At 63.1% G+C, this 18,861-nt stretch carries 19 protein-coding genes and 1 pseudogene; 14 read left to right on the top strand and 6 right to left on the bottom strand.

All coding sequences use genetic code 11. The features are described 5' to 3' along the window. From FFS09_RS29050 to FFS09_RS29020, 7 genes and pseudogenes are all read left to right on the top strand, one after another. Nucleotides 1–195 (top strand): annotated as a pseudogene (locus tag FFS09_RS29050) (NAD(P)(+) transhydrogenase (Re/Si-specific) subunit alpha); the annotation flags it as partial. 1 nt (nt 196) lies between these two features. Continuing rightward, nucleotides 197–547 carry an NAD(P) transhydrogenase subunit alpha part 2 gene (locus FFS09_RS29045; RefSeq protein WP_137922386.1) on the top strand — a complete coding sequence of 117 codons (351 nt, stop codon included), beginning with the start codon at nt 197–199 and terminating at the stop codon, nt 545–547. Continuing rightward, nucleotides 544–1,971: an NAD(P)(+) transhydrogenase (Re/Si-specific) subunit beta gene (locus FFS09_RS29040; RefSeq protein ID WP_137922385.1), complete on the top strand. Its 1,428-nt coding sequence runs from the start codon at nt 544–546 to the stop codon at nt 1,969–1,971. Before FFS09_RS29045 ends, FFS09_RS29040 begins: the two co-directional genes overlap by 4 nt. Before the next feature lie 32 nt (nt 1,972–2,003). Next, nucleotides 2,004–4,097, top strand: coding sequence for a 3-hydroxyacyl-CoA dehydrogenase NAD-binding domain-containing protein (locus tag FFS09_RS29035; protein WP_137922384.1), 2,094 nt, complete (start codon nt 2,004–2,006; stop codon nt 4,095–4,097). Nucleotides 4,098–4,131: 34 nt separating this feature from the next. Beyond that, nucleotides 4,132–5,343 (top strand): acetyl-CoA C-acyltransferase, encoded by a 1,212-nt coding sequence (locus tag FFS09_RS29030; protein WP_137922383.1) that lies wholly within the window; start codon nt 4,132–4,134, stop codon nt 5,341–5,343. Continuing rightward, the gene (locus tag FFS09_RS29025; RefSeq protein ID WP_137922382.1) at nt 5,343–7,139 is read left to right on the top strand and encodes an acyl-CoA dehydrogenase; all 1,797 of its coding nucleotides are present in this window, start codon (nt 5,343–5,345) and stop codon (nt 7,137–7,139) included. The genes FFS09_RS29030 and FFS09_RS29025 overlap by 1 nt, the downstream gene beginning before the upstream one ends. Before the next feature lie 30 nt (nt 7,140–7,169). After that, nucleotides 7,170–7,964, top strand: a complete 795-nt coding sequence (locus FFS09_RS29020; protein WP_137922381.1) for an SDR family oxidoreductase — start codon at nt 7,170–7,172, stop codon at nt 7,962–7,964. A gap of 29 nt (nt 7,965–7,993) precedes the next feature. On the opposite strand, the gene FFS09_RS29015 is transcribed toward FFS09_RS29020, so the two are convergent. Then, on the bottom strand, nt 7,994–8,317 hold the full coding sequence (locus FFS09_RS29015; protein ID WP_137922380.1) for a hypothetical protein: 324 nt from the start codon (nt 8,315–8,317) through the stop codon (nt 7,994–7,996). Between the two features lie 149 nt (nt 8,318–8,466). Here FFS09_RS29015 and FFS09_RS29010 point away from each other — a divergent pair, with 149 nt between their 5' ends. The 3 genes from FFS09_RS29010 (at nt 8,467) to FFS09_RS29000 (ending at nt 11,759) form a co-directional block, all read left to right on the top strand. Further along, nucleotides 8,467–9,561: a porin gene (locus FFS09_RS29010; protein ID WP_137922379.1), complete on the top strand. Its 1,095-nt coding sequence runs from the start codon at nt 8,467–8,469 to the stop codon at nt 9,559–9,561. 25 nt (nt 9,562–9,586) lie between these two features. Further along, entirely contained in the window at nt 9,587–10,576 is a 990-nt protein-coding gene (locus tag FFS09_RS29005; protein WP_252374561.1) for a Bug family tripartite tricarboxylate transporter substrate binding protein, read from the top strand. 193 nt (nt 10,577–10,769) lie between these two features. Next, nucleotides 10,770–11,759: a Bug family tripartite tricarboxylate transporter substrate binding protein gene (locus FFS09_RS29000; RefSeq protein WP_137922377.1), complete on the top strand. Its 990-nt coding sequence runs from the start codon at nt 10,770–10,772 to the stop codon at nt 11,757–11,759. 52 nt (nt 11,760–11,811) lie between these two features. On the opposite strand, the gene FFS09_RS28995 is transcribed toward FFS09_RS29000, so the two are convergent. Both FFS09_RS28995 and FFS09_RS28990 read right to left on the bottom strand, forming a co-directional pair. Further along, nucleotides 11,812–12,792, bottom strand: coding sequence for a quinone oxidoreductase family protein (locus FFS09_RS28995; protein ID WP_137922376.1), 981 nt, complete (start codon nt 12,790–12,792; stop codon nt 11,812–11,814). A 47-nt stretch (nt 12,793–12,839) separates the two neighbouring features. Further along, the gene (locus FFS09_RS28990) at nt 12,840–13,898 is read right to left on the bottom strand and encodes a beta-keto acid cleavage family enzyme (protein WP_137922375.1); all 1,059 of its coding nucleotides are present in this window, start codon (nt 13,896–13,898) and stop codon (nt 12,840–12,842) included. 928 nt (nt 13,899–14,826) lie between these two features. Between FFS09_RS28990 and FFS09_RS28985 the strand changes: the two genes are divergently transcribed. Then, on the top strand, nt 14,827–15,207 hold the full coding sequence (locus FFS09_RS28985; RefSeq protein ID WP_137922374.1) for a hypothetical protein: 381 nt from the start codon (nt 14,827–14,829) through the stop codon (nt 15,205–15,207). 602 nt (nt 15,208–15,809) lie between these two features. Here the strand turns inward: FFS09_RS28985 and FFS09_RS28980 are convergent. Then, entirely contained in the window at nt 15,810–16,328 is a 519-nt protein-coding gene (locus FFS09_RS28980; RefSeq protein WP_502703768.1) for a GNAT family N-acetyltransferase, read from the bottom strand. A 143-nt stretch (nt 16,329–16,471) separates the two neighbouring features. Here FFS09_RS28980 and FFS09_RS28975 point away from each other — a divergent pair, with 143 nt between their 5' ends. Further along, the gene (locus FFS09_RS28975; protein ID WP_137922373.1) at nt 16,472–16,840 is read left to right on the top strand and encodes a hypothetical protein; all 369 of its coding nucleotides are present in this window, start codon (nt 16,472–16,474) and stop codon (nt 16,838–16,840) included. Between the two features lie 18 nt (nt 16,841–16,858). After that, nucleotides 16,859–17,194, top strand: a complete 336-nt coding sequence (locus FFS09_RS28970) for a hypothetical protein (RefSeq protein WP_137922372.1) — start codon at nt 16,859–16,861, stop codon at nt 17,192–17,194. 141 nt (nt 17,195–17,335) lie between these two features. On the opposite strand, the gene FFS09_RS28965 is transcribed toward FFS09_RS28970, so the two are convergent. Next, nucleotides 17,336–17,725, bottom strand: a complete 390-nt coding sequence (locus FFS09_RS28965) for a hypothetical protein (RefSeq protein ID WP_137922371.1) — start codon at nt 17,723–17,725, stop codon at nt 17,336–17,338. Nucleotides 17,726–17,858: 133 nt separating this feature from the next. Further along, a complete protein-coding gene (locus FFS09_RS28960; protein ID WP_137922370.1) occupies nt 17,859–18,389 on the bottom strand; it encodes a hypothetical protein in 531 nt (176 codons plus the stop codon). A 128-nt stretch (nt 18,390–18,517) separates the two neighbouring features. Here FFS09_RS28960 and FFS09_RS28955 point away from each other — a divergent pair. Beyond that, the coding region (locus tag FFS09_RS28955) for a transposase (protein ID WP_137922369.1) at nt 18,518–18,861 on the top strand (344 nt) is incomplete at its 3' end.

The raw sequence follows: 18,861 nt of genomic DNA, 5'->3' as shown, positions 1-18,861 counted from the left end.
GGCGTGACCATCGTGGGTGAAACCAACCTGGCGGCCATGGTGGGCGCCGATGCGTCCGCGCTGTACGCGCGCAACGTGCTGGACTTCCTCAAGCTGGTGCTGCCCAAAGACGCGACGGCGGTGCAGGTTCCGATGGACGACGACATCGTCGTCGCCTGTCTCATGACGCAAGGCGGCGAATTCAAAAGGAAATGACATGGAAGCCGTATCCCCCACCATCCTCAACCTCATCATCTTCGTGCTGGCGATCTACGTGGGTTACCACGTGGTGTGGAACGTCACGCCCGCGCTGCACACACCGCTGATGGCTGTGACCAACGCCATCTCCGCCATCGTGATCGTCGGTGCCATGCTGGCCGCCGCGCTGACCGAAACGAACCTGGGCAAGACCATGGGCGTGTTGGCCGTGGCCCTGGCCGCGGTCAACGTCTTCGGTGGCTTCCTCGTCACCCGGCGCATGCTGGAGATGTTCAGGAAGAAAGAGCGCAAGCCTGTCCCGAGCAAGGTCGAAGGGGTGCTCGTCGCCGCTGAAGGGGCTGCGAAATGAGCATGAACCTCGTCACGCTGCTGTACCTGGTTGCCAGCGTCTTCTTTATCCAGGCCCTCAAGGGTCTGAGCCACCCGACCACCTCGATCCGCGGCAACCTGTTCGGCATGGGCGGCATGGCGATCGCCGCGCTGACCACGGCCGCGCTGATCGTCAAGCTCGCGGCCGGCAACCTCACCGGCCTGGGCTGGGTGCTGCTGGGCGTGGTGGTCGGTGGCGGTTATGGCGCCTGGCGCGCCAGGACCGTCGAGATGACCAAGATGCCCGAGCTGGTGGCCTTCTTCCACAGCATGATCGGCCTGGCCGCGGTGTTCATCGCGGTTGCCGCCGTGAACGAGCCCCTGGCGTTCCAGATCGTCGCGCAAGCCGGCGATGCGATTCCCGCGGGCAACCGGCTGGAGCTGTTCCTGGGCGCGGCCATCGGTGCCATCACCTTCTCGGGTTCGGTCATCGCCTTCGGCAAGCTCTCGGGCACCTACAAGTTCCGCCTGTTCCAGGGCGCGCCGGTGCAGTTCGTCGGTCAGCACAAGCTGAATCTGGTGCTGGGCCTGATCACCGTCGGGCTCGGACTGACCTACATGGTCACGGGCAACCTGTCCGCGTTCTACGCCATGCTCGCGCTGTCCTTCGTGATGGGCGTGCTGATCATCATCCCGATCGGCGGCGCGGACATGCCGGTGGTGGTCTCCATGCTCAACAGCTACTCGGGCTGGGCGGCGGCCGGCATCGGCTTCTCGCTCAACAACTCGATGCTGATCATTGCCGGCTCGCTGGTGGGTTCATCGGGCGCGATCCTGAGCTACATCATGTGCAAGGCCATGAACCGCTCGTTCTTCAACGTGATCCTGGGCGGCTTCGGCGGTGAGACCGCGACCGCCGGTGGCGCCAAGGCCGAAGCACGGCCGGTCAAGAGCGGCAGCGCCGACGACGCGGCCTTCGTGCTGGGCAACGCCGAGACCGTGGTGATCGTGCCCGGCTACGGCCTGGCGGTCGCCCGTGCGCAGCACGCGGTGAAGGAGCTGGCCCACAAGCTGACCGAGAAGGGCATCACCGTGAAGTACGCGATCCACCCGGTGGCCGGGCGCATGCCGGGGCACATGAACGTGCTGCTGGCCGAGGCCGAGGTGCCGTACGACCAGGTGTTCGAGATGGAAGACATCAACGGCGAGTTCGGCCAGGCCGACGTGGCGATCATCCTGGGCGCCAACGACGTGGTGAACCCCGCCGCCTTGCAAAAGGGCAGCACGATCTACGGCATGCCGATCCTGGAGGCTTACAAGGCCAAGACCGTGATCGTGAACAAGCGCTCCATGGCGGCGGGTTACGCCGGCCTGGACAACGAGCTGTTCTACATGGACAAAACCATGATGGTCTTCGGCGATGCCAAGAAGGTCGTCGAGGACATGACCAAGGCCATCGAGTAACTCCCTTCATTCACTTCATCAAGCGAACTCCCATGACCGTGCACATCGACACGCGCAGCAGCACCGCTGTGCTGACCTTGAAGAACCCACCCGTCAACAGCCTCGGCCTGCAGGCGCGGCGCGATCTGGCCCAGGCGTTTGACCAGGCCCTGGCCGATCCGACCGTCACCGCCATCGTGTTGACCGGCGAAGGCAAGGGCTTCTCCGGCGGCGCCGACATCCGCGAGTTCGGCTCGCCCGACGACCTGGCCGAGCCCAACCTGCTCACGCTGATCCGTACGCTGGAGAACGCGTCCAAACCCGTCATCGCCGCGGTCCACGGCGTGTGCCTGGGCGGCGGTCTGGAGCTCGCCCTGGGCTGCCACTACCGCGTCGCCGCCGCTGGGGCGAGCATGGGCCTGCCCGAGGTGAAGATCGGCCTGTTGCCCGGTGCGGGTGGCACGCAGCGCCTGCCGCGCGCCATCGGCCTGGAAGCGGCATTGAACATGGTTGTCAGCGGAACGCCCGTGGCCAGCGAGGTGCTTGCGGCATTGCCGGGGCAGAAACTCATTGACCTGCTGACCGAAGGCGACCTGGTGGCAAAGGCCGTGGCGTTCGCGCAGAAGGGCGCCGGCCAGCGGCCCTTGCCGCGTTTGCGCGATCTCGCGGTCACACACGCCAACCCCGACGGTTACCTCGCGTTCGCGCGCACGGCGGTCAAGGCCGCGGCCAAAGGCCAGCCAGCGCCGTTGAAGTGCATCGACGCCCTCGAAGCCGCGGCGAAGTCCCGCTTCGACGACGGCCTGGCGCGCGAGCACGACGTGTTCATGCAGCTGCTGGCGACACCCGAGGCTGGGGCCCTGCGCCACGCCTTCTTCGCCGAACGCGCGGCGGCCCGCATCCCCGATGTGCCGGCGGACACGCCAACGCGCCGCATCGACAAGGTGGCCGTGATCGGCGCCGGCACGATGGGCGGCGGCATCGCGATGAACTTCCTGAACGTCGGCATGCCGGTGACGCTGCTCGAGGCGAAGCAGGACGCGCTGGACCGCGGCCTCGCCACGATCCGCAAGAACTACGAAGCGCAGGTAAAGAAGGGCAAGCTCAGCAGGGACAAGTTCGAGCAGCGCATGGCCTTGCTCGGCTCCACCCTGTCCTACGACGACATCGGCAACGCCGACCTCGTGATCGAGGCGGTGTTCGAGGACACCGGTGTGAAGCAGCAGGTGTTCGGCCGGCTCGACCAGGTGATGAAGAAAGGCGCGATCCTCGCGTCGAACACCTCGACGCTGAACCTCGACCAGATCGCCTCGTTCACGCAGCGCCCGCAAGACGTGGTGGGCATGCACTTCTTCAGCCCCGCCAACGTGATGAAGCTGCTGGAAGTGGTGCGCGGCGCGAAGACCTCGGCCGACGTGCTCGCCACCGTGATGGCACTGGCCAAGAAGATCCGCAAGACGGCGGTGGTGTCCGGCGTGTGCGATGGCTTCATCGGCAACCGCATGGTGGAGCAGTACTTCCGCCAGGCCGGCTTTCTGCTGGAAGAAGGCTGCACGCCGGAGCAGGTGGACAAGGCGGTCGAGCGCTTCGGTTTCGCGATGGGCCCGTTTCGCATGAGCGACCTCGCGGGCAACGACATCGGCTGGGCGATCCGCAAGCGCCGTTACGTCGAACAACCCGACATGCGCTACAGCAAGACCGCGGACCTGCTGTGCGAGCAGGGCCGCTTCGGCCAGAAGACCGGCGCGGGCTGGTACGACTACGCGAGCGGCAAACGCGATGCCATCCCGAGCGCGGCCGTGAACACGATGATCGATGCGCACCGCCAGACGCTGGGCATCGAGAAGCGCCGCGTCGGCGACGAAGAGATCGTGCAGCGCCTCGTGTACGCGCTGGTGAACGAGGGCGCGAAGATCGTGGACGAAGGCATCGCCAGCCGCGCCAGCGATGTCGACATGGTCTACCTCAGCGGCTACGGCTTCCCCGCGCTGCGCGGCGGCCCGATGCACTACGCCGCATCCCAGGGCTTGTTCAACGTCGTGCAGACGATGAACCGCTTCGCCCGCAACCCGAACGACGACATGGCGTTCTGGCAGCCCGCGCCGCTGCTCGCGCGCCTGGCCGCTGAAGGCCGGTCCTTCGGCTGAACCGCACTTCACACCCCTCCAGAGGAAGAATCCCATGACCGATGCCGTGATCGTCTCCACCGCCCGCACACCGCTCACGAAGAGCTGGAAGGGCGCCTTCAACATGACCCATGGCGCCACGCTCGGCGGGCTGGCCGTCAAAGCTGCAGTGGAGCGCGCCGGCGTCGAGCCCGGCGCGGTCGACGACGTGCTCATGGGCTGCTCGAATCCCGAAGGCGCGACCGGCTGGAACGTGGCGCGGCAGATCGGCCTGCGCGCCGGCCTGCCGGTCAGCGTGGCCGGCACCACCGTCAACCGCTTCTGTTCGAGCGGCCTGCAGACGATTGCCCTGGCCTCGCAGCGCGTGATGACCGGCGAGGCCGATGTCTTCGTGGCGGGCGGGGTCGAGAGCATCTCGTGCGTGCAGAACGAAATGAACATGCACATGTTCACCGACGGCTGGCTCAATGAAAACAAGCCGGAGATCTACTGGCCCATGCTCAAGACGGCGGAGATGGTGGCCAGCCGCTATGGGATCTCGCGCGAGCGCATGGACGAATACGGCGCGGCGAGCCAGCAGAAGGCCTGCGCCGCCCAGGCCGCCGGGCTGTTCGACGACGAGATGATCAGCGTCACCACGACCATGGCCTGTACCGACCCGGTGCTGGGCATCCGCACCCGCGAAGTGACCGTGAGCGCCGACGAAGGTCCGCGCGCCGGCACCACCTACGACGGCATCAAGGGCCTGCGCTCCGCGCTGCCCGGCGGTGTCATCACGGCAGGCAATGCGAGCCAGTTCAGCGACGGCGCGGGCGCTTGTGTGGTCACGAGCGACAGCTACGCGCAACAGAAGAACCTGGAGCCGCTGGGCCGTTTTCTCGGCTTCTCGGTGGCAGGCTGCGAGCCCGACGAAATGGGCATCGGCCCGGTGTTCGCCATCCCCAAGCTGCTCAAGCGCCTGGGCCTCAAGGTCGACGACATCGGCCTGTGGGAACTCAACGAGGCCTTCGCGGTGCAGGTGCTCTATTGCGTAGACCGCCTGGGCATTCCGATGGACCGCCTCAACGTCAACGGCGGCGCGATCGCGGTCGGCCACCCCTATGGCGTGAGCGGCCAGCGGCTGACTGGGCACGCGCTGATCGAAGGCCGCCGGCGCGGCGTGAAGTATGTGTGCGTCACCATGTGCGTGGGTGGCGGCATGGGCGCGGCCGGCGTCTTCGAGGTGTTCCCGGCGTCGGCCTCCGCGAAGAAGAACAAGGTGCAGTGATGAGAGCGACGCTGGACTTCCTGCTCAACGAGTGGCTGGACGTGGACGCGCTCACCGAGCGCCCCCGTTTCGCCGAGCACTCTGCGGGGACCTTTGCTTCCGTGCTCGACATGAGCGAACGGCTGGCGGCCACCGAGTTCGCCCCGCTGAACCGCCTGGTGGACACGCAGGAGCCGCATTTCGACGGCGAGCGCGTGGTTCTGCCGCGCGAGACGCACGGTGCGCTGGCGAAGTACGCCGAGTCCGGCATGCTGGCCGCGACGCAGGACGAAGACATGGGCGGCATGCAGCTGCCCTTCGTGGTCGAGATGGCGGCCAGTGCGTTCTTCTACAAGGCGAGCATCGGCATCTCGAGCTACGCCGTGCTGACCACCGCGAATGCGAACCTGCTGATGGTGCACGGCACCGCGTTGCAGAAGCAGGTGTTTGCGGCGAACCAGTTGTCGGGCCGCTGGTTCGGCACCATGTGCCTGTCGGAGCCACAGGCGGGCTCGTCGCTGTCCGACATCGCCACGCGCGCGGTGCCCGACGGCGAAGGTTTCGAGGACGACGCACTCGGCGCGCGCTACCGCCTCACGGGCAACAAGATGTGGATCTCGGGCGGCGACCATGAGATCACCGAGAACATCGTGCACCTCGTGCTGGCGAAGATCCCGGGGCCCGACGGCAAGCTGGTGCCCGGCACGCGCGGCATCTCGCTTTTCATCGTGCCGAAGATGCGCGTGGATGCCGAAGGTGCATTGACGGGCGAGCGCAACGACGTCTCGCTCGCGGGGCTGAACCACAAGCTGGGCAACCGCGGCACCACCAACTGCCTGCTGAACTTTGGCGAGCACGGCGGCGCCATCGGCTACCGTGTGGGCGCGCCCGGCGAAGGGCTGCGTTGCATGTTCCACATGATGAACGAGGCGCGCATCCGCATCGGCCTGGGCGCCACGGCGCTGGGCATGGCGGGCTACGAGGCGAGCGTCGACTACGCCAACACGCGCACCCAGGGACGCCGCATGGGCACGAGCGGCAAGGATGCCGGCGCGCCACCGGTCGCCATCATCGGCCACGCGGACGTGCGCCGCATGCTGCTGGCGCAGAAGGCCTATGGCGAAGGCGCGCTGGCGCTGGCGCTGTACAGCGCGCGGCTGGTCGACGAGCAGCACACCGGCGACGCCGCTGCCGCGAAGGACGCGGAGCGCCTGCTGGAACTGCTGACGCCGATTGCCAAGAGCTGGCCCAGCGAGTGGTGCCTGGAAGCGAACAGCCTGGCGATCCAGGTGCACGGTGGTTACGGGTACACGCGCGACTTCGCGGTGGAGCAGTACTGGCGCGACAACCGCCTGAACATGATCCACGAAGGCACGCACGGCGTGCAGGCGCTGGACCTGCTGGGCCGCAAGGTATCGATGGAGGGTGGCGCCGCGCTGCGCCTGTTGCTCGCCCGCATCCAGGACACCATCGCGCGGGCCACCGCGCAAGACACGTTGCGCGATCCCGCGACCCGCCTCGCGGCGGCCGTGGCACGGCTGGAGCAGGCCACACAGGCGTGCCAGGCCGGCGCGCCACCGGAAGCGTCGCTGGCCAACGCCGTGCCGTACCTGCAGGGCTTCGGCCATGTGGTGCTGGCCTGGCTGTGGCTCGACATCGCCGTGCGGCTGGAAGGCCGCAGCGATGCGCTCGCCCGGGGCAAGCAATTCGCCATGCGCTATTTCTTCGCGCACGAGCTGCCCAAGGTCGACGCCTGGTTGGCCGTGGTGGTGTCGAACGACCTCACCTGCCTGCACGTGCCCGCCGATTGCTTCTGATTCCCCCAGACCACCCCAACGAGGACCCTCATGAACACAGATTCCGTCTCCAAGCTCTTCAACCTCGACGGCCAGGTGGCGCTCATCACGGGCGGCTCGCGCGGCCTCGGGCTGCAGATGGCGATCGCGCTCGGCGAGGCCGGCGCGAAGATCATGCTCACCTCCCGCAAGGCCGCTGACCTGGAGGAAGCGGCGGGCGAATTGCGCTCGCGTGGCATCGAGGCGCAGTTCATTGCCGCCGATGCGAGCGAGGACAGCGCGGCACAGACCGTGGTGGACGCGACGATGCAGCACTTCAAGCGCATCGACATCCTGGTCAACAACGCGGGCGCCACCTGGGGTGCGCCGGCCGAAAGCCACCCGCTGGAAGCGTGGGACAAGGTGATGAACCTCAACGCCCGCAGCCTGTTCACCTTCAGCCAGGCGGCGGCGCGCGCCAGCATGATCCCCAACCGCAGCGGCCGCATCATCAACGTGGCCTCGGTCGCCGGCCTCGGCGGCAACCCGGTGGAGATGACCACCATCGCCTACAACACGAGCAAGGCGGCGGCCATCAACTTCACGCGCGCACTGGCCGCGGAATGGGGCAAGTTCGGCATCAACGTGAACGCGCTCGCGCCGGGCTTCTTCCCGACCAAGATGACCGTGGGCCTGCTGGCGGAATGGGGTGTGGAGAACGTCACCAAGGCCGCGCCACTCGGCCGTCTGGGCAACGACGAGGACCTCAAGGGCGCGACCCTGTTGTTCGCCTCGGCGGCGGGGCGTCACATCACGGGCCAGGTGCTGGCCGTGGACGGCGGCGTCAGCTGCGTCGTCGGCGGCTGACCCGCTCGTCACACCACGGCTTGCCGGGCCTACAGCAAGCCGTGGTCGCAGCTCGCGCGCAACAGCTCGCACATGTCCGAGAAAGCCTCTTCGCAGTCCCTGACGGCGAGGTGCGGCAGCAGGTCGCGCCGGGTGCAGGTGGCGCGCAGCGACTCCAGCGCGGCCATCGACCGCTGCACGGGCAATGGCTGTGCAAACCCGTCCACCGCATCCAGCGCCTGGATGGCCCCGGCCGCCGTCAGGGCCGCGGCATGGGTGGTTTCGATCCAGGCACTGAAGTCGTCGAGCGGATGCAGTTGCGCACGGGCCGCGGACTGCACATGAAAACGGTCGAGCAAGAGCGAAATCTGCATGGCGGTTCCTCTGACGAACGGTGGGTGGGATTGGTAGTTGTCCTAATGTCGACAAAAATTATGTTATCCAATAATCACAGCGTCGTCCAGAGGGTTTGTCCTTCGGGCGCGGCCCACATCCCTCCGTTCATCCATCCAGAAGGTTGCCCATGAGACATTCCATCCTCTTCCTGGCGGCGCTCGCCGCGGCCGGCGCCGCGAGCGCGCAATCCTCGGTCACGCTCTACGGCGTGGTCGACGCCGCGGTCAGCAGCTACCGCGCCACGGGCGCTCAAAGCCGCACGCAAGTGCTCGCTGGCGGCAACCAGAGCAGCCGCCTGGGTTTCCGCGGTCGTGAAGACCTGGGCAACGGCGCGTACGCCGGCTTCGAACTGGAGGCCGGGTTGTTCAACGACACCGGCACCACCCTGGCCACCAACACCAACAACCAGCCTTCGGGTACGTTCGCCGGTGGCTTCAGCTTCGCCCGAAAGTCGTTCGTGTCCCTGGGCAGCAAGAGCCTGGGTGAGCTGCGCCTGGGCCGCGACTACACACCGGGCTTCTGGAACCTGTTCGCGTACGACGCGTTCCGCACCGGCGTGGGCCTGGGCGGGATCACGACGCAGGGCAGCACCTCGACGGTGTTCCGCGCGTCCAACAGCATCGGCTACTTCACGCCGGGTTGCTCTTCCTTCGTGTGCCCGGGCTTCTTTGGCCAGGTCGCGTATGCCCTGGGCGAAAACGCCCCTGGCGCCGCGAACTCCGACGACGGGCGCTATGTCGGTGGACGCGTGGGCTATGGCGGCGGAAAATGGGATGTCGCCGTCTCGCACGGCGTGACGAAAAACGTGGCAGCCGATGACTTCACGCAAACCAGCATCGGTGGCTCCTACAACTTCGACGTGGCCAAGGTGATGCTGCTGTGGGGCCAGCACAAGACGGGCCTGCCCGTCGCGGCCCTCGGCGGCGGCAACAAGGCACCGTTCTGGCAGGTCAGCGCGTGGATCCCGGTCGGGCTGGGTTACATCCCGGTGGCCTTCACCCGCGTGACGCGCAACGACGCCCTGGGCAGCAGCGCCAGCAAGATCGCCGTGGGTTATGTGCACAACCTGTCCAAGCGCACGGCGGTGTACACCACGTACGCCCGCATCAAGAACAACGGCAGCCTCCAGTTGCCCGTGAACTCGGGCGCCGACGCCGGCCCCATCCCGATCCGCGGCGGCACGTCGTCCGGCATCGACATCGGCATCCGCCATGCCTTCTGATCCCATCCAGCACGGAGCATTCATCGTGAACAGACGCAAAGCAATCCAGCAGACAGCAGCGGGCCTGGCGGCGCTGGTCGCCTTCGGCACGGCATCCGCCCAACACACGGACGCCTGGCCCAGCCGCGTGATCACCATGGTGGTGCCGGCGGCGGCAGGCTCCGGCACCGACACGATGGCCCGGGACCTGGCCACGCGGCTCAGCGCGGTGCTCAAGCAATCTGTCGTCGTGGACAACAAGCCCGGTGCCAGTGGCGTGCTGGGCCTTCAGGCCGTGGTGCGGGCGCCGGCCGACGGCTACACGCTGCTGTACAGCAACGGGTCGATGGCCGTGATGGCGCCGGCGCTGGTCAAGAACCTGCCCTATGACGTCATCCGCGATCTCGTGCCGGTGGCGCAGACCGCCGAGGGCGGCGTCATGCTGCTCGTGAACAACGACTTTCCGGCGAAGAACCTCAAGGAACTGATCGAGGTGGTGAAGGCCAATCCGGGCAAATACACCTATGGCAGCTGGGCCATCGGCTCGTCGGGCCACCTGACGATGGAGTGGCTCAAGAAGCAAACCGGCATGGACATCACCCATGTGGGGTACAAGGCCACCCCCCAGCTGTTGACCGACCTGATGGCGGGCAACATCAAGATCGCATGGAGCGACCCGGCCGCGCCGATTCCCTTCATCGAGTCCGGCAAGATGCGCCCGATCGCGGTCACCGGCAAGACGCGCCTGTCGCGCACGCCGAACGTGCCGACCATGGGCGAGCAGGGGCATGCGTTCGACACGGTGGGCTGGTTCGGCGTCTTCGCGCCAACGGGAACGCCCAAGGCCGTCGTGCAACGGTTGAACGACGAGATCATGAAGATCCAGCTGCAGCCGGAGGTGAGCACGCGGGTGAAGTCCTTGAACATTGCCATTCCGCCCACCAAGTCGCCGGAGCAGTTCCGGTCCCTGGTCGTGGAGGACACGACCGTCTGGAAGAAGATCGTGACGGACGCCGGGATCACGCTCGACAACTGAAAGCAGAACGAGGGACTGTGGCGCTGGCGAGAGGAGGTTCCCTCTCGCGGCGCCACGGATGGCCGACTGACCGCTGGTCAGCATCGGCCTTTTTTTACTTTGCAATCATGTCGACATTAAATACAATAGCCTTGCTTCCCGGCTGGAGACACGGCATGAGGGGAGCGCCTCCATCTGATCAAGGAATGTATTCATGACAGCATCGCTCACACGCAGGCACCTCATGTTGGGTGGCGCTGCTTCTCTTCTGCCCGTCGCGTCCTGGGCCCAGGCGGGTTCGGATTGGCCCAACCGCCCCGTCAAGGTCATCGTGCCCAGCGGCGCGGGTGGCGTGGTCGACGTGCTGGCCCGCCAGTTGTACGACCGGCTGCAGAAGGTCTTCGGCCAGCCCTTTGTCATCGACAACCGGCCCGGCGCGAACGGCTTGCTCGGCTTGACGGCGGTCAAGAACGCGCCCGCAGACGGCTACACCATCCTGCACACCTCGGCATCCGCCAGCGTGATGAACGAAGCCCTCAACCCGGACCTGCCCGTCAAGACCTTGCGCGATCTCGCCCCCGTCGCGTTGACCGCAACGGGCGGGGTCCTTCTGGTGGTGCATTCCTCGGTCCCCGCCAAGACGCTGCCCGAGCTGGTGGAGTTGATTCGGCGCGACCCCAAGTACCAGACCTATGGCAGTTGGGGCGTGGGTTCGAATGGCCACCTCACGATGGAATGGATCAAGCAGAAGGCGGGGCTGCCCACCTTCAACCACGTGCCGTACAAGACGATTCCCGCGCTGGTGACCGACATCGTGGCCGGCGTGATCCCCATCGGCTGGGTCGACCTGGTGTCCCCGGTGGGCTTCATCGAACAAGGCAAGCTGCGCGGCATTGCCCTCAATGGCGAGGTGCGCAGCCCCAGGCTGCCCGACATCAAGCTCATGTCCGAACAAGGCTTTGCGTTCCCCGCGACCGGCTGGCAAGGCGTGTTTGCGCCCAAGGGCACGCCGGTGCAGATCCTGGACCGCCTGCATGCGGCGATCAACAAGGAACTGAGCACGCCCGAACTGCGGGACGCCATCCGCAAGGTCAACGTGGAACCGCCGACCGTGGCCTCGCGCCAGGCGTTCACGAAGCTCCTGGAAAGCGATCTCGCGGTCTGGCGCCAGATCGTGGAGAAGGGCAACATCAAGCCCGAGTGAGGATGAAGGGCGTCCGCCTGCAAGGGCGGACGCCTTCAAAAGCCGGACGTCTTCAGATGGCGAAGATGGAAGAACCGGTGGTTCTTCGGCCTTCAAGATCCCGGTGCGCCTGCACCACGTCCTCGAGCGCATAGCGCTGGTTGACCTCGATGCGGATGCGGCCGGCCGCCACGTGGCCGAACAACGCCTCCACCAGTTCCGCCTTTTCGGTGGGGTCGGCGATGTAGTCGGCCAAGCCGGGACGGGTGATGTACGCGGAGCCCTTGCGGGCCAGGATCGCCGGATCGAACGGGGGGATTTTTCCGGAAGAGGTTCCCACGCACACCAGCAGGCCACGGCGCTTGAGCGAGTCGAGCGAGGACATGAAGGTGTCCTTGCCCACGCTGTCGAACACCACGGAGACGCCCACGCCGTTGGTGATCTCGCGCACGCGTTGGGCGACATCTTCGTGGCTGTAGTTGATGGTGTGGTCGCAACCATGGATGCGGGCCACTTCGGCCTTGGCCTCGCTGGAGACGGTGCCGATCACCTGCAGGCCCAACAGCTTGGCCCACTGGGACACGATCAGGCCCACGCCCCCGGCGGCGGCATGCAGCAACACGGTGTCACCGCGCTGGAACGGGTAGATCTTGCAGCACAGGTAGGCGGCGGTGAGGCCGCGCATGGTCATGGCTGCCGCGGTCTCGCAGCTGACGGCCTGCGGCAGCTTGATCAGGGGCGCGGCGGCGATCAGGCGCTGTGTGCTGTAGGCCCCCAGCGTGTTGGTGAAGCCCGTGTAGCTCACACGGTCACCCACCACCAGGTCGCTCACGCCCGCGCCAACCGCTTCCACCACCCCGGCGGCCTCGTTGCCGATGCCGCTGGGCAACGGCACCGGGTAGAGGCCGCTGCGAAAGTAGGTGTCCGCAAAATTCAGCCCCACCGCCACGTGGCGCAGGCGAACCTCGCCTGGCCCTGGGTCACCCACTTCAACGTTCTCGAGACGCAGGACTTCGGGCCCGCCCGTTTCGTGAAACCTGACGACTTTGGCCATGTTGCCTCCTGCGTTTCAAAGGGATGGAGGGCGAACCCTCCCGGGCGTCAGACGGGCTTTTTCAGGAAGCCCTGGTTGCCGCCGTTGCGGTTGGGCGCGAAGCCGTTTTCACGCAGCGTCTCGTCCGCCGTTTCGTAGAACACGCCGATCTTCATGATCTCGCGCGCTTGTTGCGCGGTCGCGATGGGGCGGCCGAATTCGCCGGCGATGCGCACCAGTTGCTTGATCTGCTCGACCGAGCTCATCTTGCCGGTGCGGGTCTGGTTCCAGAGCACGTCCTCGATGCCGCAGCGCACGTGCAGGCCGAGCGCAATGCCGATCATGTTCACGGGCAGCACGTTGAGCACCGAGCTCTCCACCGTGATCACGGCGTTGTCGGGTGCGGCGCGCAGGAAGTTGGCCAGGTTGTAGATGTTCGCCTGGTCCATGCCGCCGCTGATGGCGACCCAGTTCATCACCAGCGGGCCCTTGTAGACGCCGCGGCGAATCATCCGCTCGATCGTCTCGAAGCTGTTGATGTTGTAGCACTGGAATTCGCTCTGGATGCCGGCGGCGGTCAGGCGGCGGATGTGTTCCTCGACCCAGCTCGGGTTCGAGGGCACGATCATGTCCTTGTAGGTGGCGTAGAGGTGCGGGAAGCCGCGCGACACACCACGGAAGTCGTCTTCGCCCGCATGCTCCGTCACGTTCATCTGCGTCGTGTTGACGGTGACGGTGACCTGGTCGGGCGTGGGCGTGAGTTCGGCCAGCATGTGGCGCGTGTCGTCGGAGAGCCATTTGGCCGCGGAGCCGTCGTCCTCGGGTGCGAAGCTGATCGAGCCGCCGACCTGAATGACCATTTCGGGCACGCGGGCACGCACACCGGCGATCAACTCGTTGAACTTGGACAGGCGCTTGCTGCCCTTGCCATCTTCTTCACGCACGTGCAGGTGCAGCACGGTGGCGCCGGCCTCGTAACAATCCACCGCCTTCTGGATCTGGTCTTCCATCGTGACCGGGATGTCTTCCGGGAAGTCCGAGGGAATCCAGCCGGGCGCATAGGGCGCGGCGGTGATGATCAGGGGCTGCTGGTTTTCGGGGTACAGGTGGCCGTCGAGGAAGTTCATGCTGGGTCTCCAGGTTGAGCGTGGGCAATTTGATGGATGAATCATCTGCCTGTGCGCCACAGCCTGCTTGACATTCCACGCCGTGCACTTGGCAGTTCATGCCACCGCCCGGTCGTAGGCTGCCCGGCTCAGTGCTCTGGCACATCCGCAAAATCAAGGACTTGCAGAACCTCGCGTCGAAGGGTCTGGGCCTCCTTTCGCCAGAGTTGATGCGACTGGCCTTTTGGGTGGGCGAAGTTGTTGCGACTGTGGCCCCAAGTGGATGGCCCTCAGCAAGCCGCACCTCTCGGCTACGATGTCGGCAATCGCCGCCAGAAGCGGTCATTGGAAATCTTCAGGCTCCAGTGCCATTCGCAACTTGCTGCGAATTAGGGGCTTAAGCCATCCACAAACTTTACGGGGAGGACGCATGCGAAAAGCAATAGTGTGGGCTGGAATGGACGTAGTGCCGATTGCCGCATTCTTCGTATGGAAACTTGCGTTTTCCGCACCGACCGCAGTGCCCCCTCTCGCCGACATCGAACGCATGATCGACACGCGAGATCCAAAGAAGATATCCGGCTCTTTCTGGACTAAGAACCTCGATTGCACATACAAAAATCCGTCACAGGAATGGATAGTCTGGGCCTTGTCGTTCGATTGCAAGCGAGCCGAACACAATCTAGAAGTGCTTCGGACCAAGAGGGATTACTTCACTCCAAGAAGCACCGCAAGCGATGACCCACCATACTGTCTTGTGCGAGGTCCAGCATCGAGTCAAGCGCTTGCAGCCGCTGAGAAGAGAAAGCGCCTTTACTGCAGAAAGTAGTCTGGTTGCGGCAATCGTGCTTGCGGGCCTCGGAAGACCGCATTGGGCCCTGTCCAGCCTGAGCTAGCATGGTGCTTTCGGCCAGTAGCCGACTCTGGCCAACATTTTTGGAGGAAGAAGGTGAAAGCAACATTTGTGCTCTTTTTTCTCGCGCTGGTGGCAGGCAAGGCAATCGTAGTTTGGAGCCAAAGCGCCGGCGGTGACCTCATGGAAAGCGCTTTGGCGGCAGCACTTCATGCATTCTTCTTTGGTGTGCCACAGCTAATTTGCCTCGCGGTAGTCGCCAACAAAGTTATGACCGCTCGACACGCGGTTGAAGCCGCGTCCGCGATGCTGGTGTTTATGTTGACCGCATGGTATTTCGGCTCGTTGCCTGGAACTCAGGCGCCTGCTTGGGGCGGTGACGGTCACTTTGAAGTGCCAGTTCAGTTTTTAACTGAACTCATCGTCGCTGCAGCATTCGCTATAACGTACCCAAGGCTTTCTCGCGAGACAAAATGACTCGTGAAGAGAAATCACTAGTGCTAGTGACGCCAGCGCCCTCCGGAGCAATACCAGCTTGGGTCCCTCACCACTCCAGCTACCATGACGGGCATCGGCCAGAAGCAGACTTTGTATTGTTCAAGAATGCACTTCTGCCCTTCAATCATGGAACTTGTATGAGTCGACCGAACTCGCTCAGGCTGATGTTGGGAATTGCGATGATTTCCCTTGTTGGTCTTGCTTTTTCTTGGGGGGAGTGGGAAGACTTTGGGTCGGTTTTCCTTATGGGCATTTTTGCAGCCTACTATACGTGGGCGTACACCCAAGAATTGGAGTATGTGAGCTTCGGACCCGGCTCTGGATCTGCAAAAAGAGACTCAGAGATGCGGCCAATGGTCCTTGTAGTCGCTGCTCTTTGTGTGCTGGGATTGCTATATCGGGTGGGCCTGAGTGTGATCAGAGTTTGGGAACTGAACGCATGAGTGCGTCAGTTTTCAACATGGGTAGATTTCGCGAGACACTTTGTTGCCGAATATCGATTCGATCGACGTCATTTCTAAATAGCACCTTCGGCTGCTTCGGGCCCGTTGTAGACCTTTGGCTTCCCCAGAAGCAGACGTCTATGAGGCAGACACCGGCTTGTCGGTGTCTATCCTCTCGATCGAGGGTTCGGCGTCACTGAGGTAGCCCCCCTCCACCTGCTGCTGCTGATTCTTAAAGATGGCCATAGCAGTCTTCATTCGCATGAAGCCGAACTTCCTGTAGAAGGGCTCTTTGCCAGGGACCGCATACAAGATGATTTTCTTGTGATCGCATGACATTTCCACTAGGCTACTGACAACCTGTTTGCCAAGGCCTGTGCCTTGATGACTCGGCAATACCGCAATGTCGCAGATGTACGAGCAGTCTCCACCATCAGCGAGCGCACGCCCCACCGCCACGAGCTTCGTATTCTCGTAAACGAAACACCTAAACATGCTGTTTGAGAAGACTTTCTGCAGATAAAGTGGCTCCTTCTCGCCCAATGGGGCTGCCCGATACAAAGCAGAAAGTTCTTCCCAGTCGATTCCATCGGTGGAGTGTTTCCATTCGAGTGTCACTTGTGGCTCCAATGTCCGCTGCTGGCCGATGACCACCATGCTAGCTCAGGACGGACTGGGTCCGCAGCGGAACTTTGAACATCCGCTTTGAAAACAGATGGTTGACAAGTCATTTCCATGATGTAGTTGACTCGCAATACGTACACAGGCAATCTGTATGCAGTCAATTTTTGGAGGCACGAGTGCGCAAGGCTCAATTGATAGTACTTTTTCTGTTTCTCGTCGCGATTTCGGCGGTAGGCGGAGCGCTACTTTCGACCCCAGGATTCCGTGGTGAGTTCTCCGCTTCACCGGTTCAGACCATCGTCATCTTCGTGATAGGTGCAGCATTTTGCGGCTGGCCTTGGCTTCTTTCTTACTCTGCGGCAGCGCATGTAGAGAATGACTTACCGGCAATCATCTTCTCTGTCGTAGGTCTCGGAATCGCAGGATTGTTTGTGAGGCCCATCACGTCGGCTCCTGCAGAGGGCATTGGCCTCAACCTTATTTTCTGCGTGCTTCTCATTTGGCTCGCGTATGCGATAACGCCACGATTTGATTGGCCCAAATGAGTGCTCGGCTGAGCAGCAGTGAGCACACAAGAAAATAGTCGTGGAGTAGAAATGGGATCAAGGGAACGTAAATTTCTTGGCATCGTCTACTACGTCAATGACAAGCCGGCCCTGGCTGAAGAAGAAAGTGCAAGCGGGCTTTCTGTCAGCCGCAAACTCTTCACCCTATTGCTGTTGATAGCAGGTTTGGGATTTGGTGGACCTGCCCTCTTCGTATCTGGCTTGTGCATCTTCATGTATCGACCGGGTTGCTGGGTCTTTCTGCCAGTGCTGCTGTTGGTCTCGATAGTGGCTCTTATCTCCACAATATTTGGCGTGTACCTGCTACTTCAGCGATCTAAACGCGCGGTATAGCACACGTATCGGAACTCATAGTTGCCCCGGCCAACGTGGCCGATGGAGCCATCGTAGCCGAGGCCCGAAACGGGCCCATATCGGCCGCTAGCTCCCCCAGCAGAATCAGGTAGCTACAGGGGACTGAAATACGCAAATTTCTTAGACATTTTCCAGAGCGCGTCTTGCGTGCCAGATTTTCCTCATTTTGTTGAACCAATCAAATGAAAAGCCCGCAAGCGTGACAGCGCCAAGAAGGAACCAATAGCTGCCAGTACTGTAAAACCCTACTGCACATGACAGCAACAACAGCGAAGCCGCAATGGTAATTGCCACATAGCCGGAGAGCTTCGGAAGATGGATTTTTCCGGTATGCAGATCTTTCCAACCCAAGAGCGACTTCCAGTCATCGCTGTGCACGAGGGCTGCGACTACTTCCATCCCGTTTTCGATACGCGGCTGGCCTTCGATGGAGATAGAGAAGAGCCGCTTGCCGTCGGATTCGAAACTAAACAGAGTCACATGGACGTCGTTTCGGCTCGCGTCTTGCACGATGTCAAAAACTCGATCGAACTTGATGTTGACTAAATGCATATCAACGCAAAAAATCGGGACGGCCGTCTACTTCGGGCCCTGAGCCGACCTTCGGCGACTGTGTGTCGAGAGGAACGACCGCGAGTCCACATCACTGAGGCTGAAGTCGAGACTCGATGTGCTCTCGAAAGTACTTAAAGCGAAGATCCGGCATGCCGAGCATCAATTGGAGGCCAGCGTAGTCCGGCACGTTGAAAGCCGCGATGAAGTTCAACTCCCTTCCTCCGCGGTACTCGCCACTCGGCTGCAAGAAGAAAACATCCGGATTGGTTGCGCCCTCGATCCGGACTGCGAGTGGCGATGCGTTGATTTGGTACCTCAAGGTCAATGACCACGTCTTGATGCGATAGATACCACCGCCTTCTCGATGCTGCGGAATGTCGAGAACGGATCCTACGTTTTCGCCAGAAAACACCGTCCGCACGTCTCTATGAATGTGCTCCACGTAATCGCACGAAAACATGCTCCGCTGACATGGATGCAGCAGCAGATCGCGATGCGGACCGACCTTGGACCTGCCAGTGAGGCGAAGAAATTGGCTCGACCAATGCAAACACACTGGACTTGCCTCCACCCGGCCGTCGATTGTGAGTTCACCCGGAAACTCAAATTCGGATTGCATGGTGCCTATCGAAACATGTTGAACGTCGCGGGTTGAATGCCCGCTTCTGGCCGAGGCTGTGTGAAAACGCTTCCCCGTGTGCCGTTCAAAAAATAAAATCAGACCATCCGTTGTAAGCGAGGTGGCCCATGAAGAGATTCATCGAAGGCGAGTCCCGCCGGCAAGTGACCTTGCTGCCCGAATGTCTTGATGACTATATCGGAGAGGACAACCCGGTGCGCATCGTCGATGCATTCGTCGAAGAGCTGGATCTGCTCTCACTGGGGTTCAAGGGCGCGGACCCGGCGTCCACAGGCCGCCCGTCGTACCACCCGGCTGTCCTCCTCAAGCTCTACATCTACGGCTACTTGAACCGCATTCAGTCCAGCCGACGGCTTGAGCGCGAAGCGCAGCGCAACGTCGAGCTCATGTGGCTCACCGGCCGCCTGGCACCCGACTTCAAGACCATCGCCGACTTCCGTCACCACAACGG

This window comes from Hydrogenophaga sp. 2FB (assembly GCF_005503365.1).
GTDB lineage: Bacteria > Pseudomonadota > Gammaproteobacteria > Burkholderiales > Burkholderiaceae_C > Hydrogenophaga.
Note: the sequence above shows the minus strand (reverse complement) of the source record. Positions and strands in the feature narration are given on the sequence as shown.

Bases quoted from the DNA above. Each gene is read 5' to 3' on its own strand.
- FFS09_RS28980 (WP_502703768.1), bottom strand. From the start codon at position 16,328: ATGGTGGTCATCGGCCAGCAGCGGACATTGGAGCCACAAGTGACACTC.
- FFS09_RS29025 (WP_137922382.1), top strand. From the start codon at position 5,343: ATGAGAGCGACGCTGGACTTCCTGCTCAACGAGTGGCTGGACGTGGAC.
- FFS09_RS28995 (WP_137922376.1), bottom strand. From the start codon at position 12,792: ATGGCCAAAGTCGTCAGGTTTCACGAAACGGGCGGGCCCGAAGTCCTG.
- FFS09_RS29030 (WP_137922383.1), top strand. From the start codon at position 4,132: ATGACCGATGCCGTGATCGTCTCCACCGCCCGCACACCGCTCACGAAG.
- FFS09_RS29035 (WP_137922384.1), top strand. From the start codon at position 2,004: ATGACCGTGCACATCGACACGCGCAGCAGCACCGCTGTGCTGACCTTG.
- FFS09_RS29015 (WP_137922380.1), bottom strand. From the start codon at position 8,317: ATGCAGATTTCGCTCTTGCTCGACCGTTTTCATGTGCAGTCCGCGGCC.
- FFS09_RS29020 (WP_137922381.1), top strand. From the start codon at position 7,170: ATGAACACAGATTCCGTCTCCAAGCTCTTCAACCTCGACGGCCAGGTG.
- FFS09_RS29000 (WP_137922377.1), top strand. From the start codon at position 10,770: ATGACAGCATCGCTCACACGCAGGCACCTCATGTTGGGTGGCGCTGCT.
- FFS09_RS28990 (WP_137922375.1), bottom strand. From the start codon at position 13,898: ATGAACTTCCTCGACGGCCACCTGTACCCCGAAAACCAGCAGCCCCTG.
- FFS09_RS29010 (WP_137922379.1), top strand. From the start codon at position 8,467: ATGAGACATTCCATCCTCTTCCTGGCGGCGCTCGCCGCGGCCGGCGCC.
- FFS09_RS28960 (WP_137922370.1), bottom strand. From the start codon at position 18,389: ATGCAATCCGAATTTGAGTTTCCGGGTGAACTCACAATCGACGGCCGG.
- FFS09_RS29045 (WP_137922386.1), top strand. From the start codon at position 197: ATGGAAGCCGTATCCCCCACCATCCTCAACCTCATCATCTTCGTGCTG.
- FFS09_RS29040 (WP_137922385.1), top strand. From the start codon at position 544: ATGAGCATGAACCTCGTCACGCTGCTGTACCTGGTTGCCAGCGTCTTC.